General features: G+C 50.3%; 1 protein-coding gene. It reads right to left on the minus strand.

All coding sequences use genetic code 11. The features are described 5' to 3' along the window. The coding region (locus CEF17_RS08915; protein ID WP_269799451.1) for a reverse transcriptase domain-containing protein at positions 1 to 447 on the minus strand (447 nt) is incomplete at its 3' end. Positions 448 to 771: the final 324 nt, after the last annotated feature.

The following is a 771-nucleotide window of genomic DNA, read 5'->3' on the forward strand; positions in this document are numbered from 1 at the left end:
TAACCGGTCATGGTTAACCCGGTCGAAGAATTTCTCGAGGTCGATGTCTATCACCCAGGTGTACCCCTCATTGATATAGGCTTTCGCCTGTCTCACCGCATCATGTGCTCGCTTTCCTGGTCGGAACCCATAGCTTTGCGGAGAAAACTTAGGGTCATACATCGATTGAAGATAGAGGTTGAGCGCTTGTTGGATCGTACGATCCATCACCGTAGGGATACCTAACTTCCGTTTGCCTCCGTTCGTTTTCGGGATTTCGATTCGACGGACGGGAGACGGTTGGTACGTACCCTTCAGAAGTTGGTCGTGGATGGTGTCCCATTCTTCCGAAATCTGAGCTTTCAGTTCGGAAGTGGGGACTCCATCAACGCCGTGACTTCCTTTATTCTTTGTCACCTTGTAGTAGGCGGCATTCAGATTGTTTCGGTGTAGAATGTGTTCCAACATGTTGCTCACCCTCCACGTGACCATTTCGTTCTTTTGTGTGGCGACCATCCTCCACCCTACCTGCGCCCTCGAAGACTTCACTTCTCTTTCGTAGGTAGTTGGTCTATTCTGTGTCATCGGATGACGCGTACGCCAGGGAAATGGTACTCATTTTATGATTCAGCCCTTCCCTTACCTTCCGGAAGGTAAGGTACTATGGCTTCGGCTGACTTCTGATGGTTCAGCGATTCTTTGAGAATCGGTTACCGCATGTGTGCGGCGTTCCCATCAGACCTCCCCGGGTAAGGGCATAAACTTCCCTTCCATATCCCCGCCTCATTTACT

It is taken from the genome of Bacillus sp. FJAT-44742 (assembly GCF_002797315.1).
Taxonomy (GTDB): domain Bacteria; phylum Bacillota; class Bacilli; order Bacillales; family Marinococcaceae; genus Thalassorhabdus; species Thalassorhabdus alkalitolerans.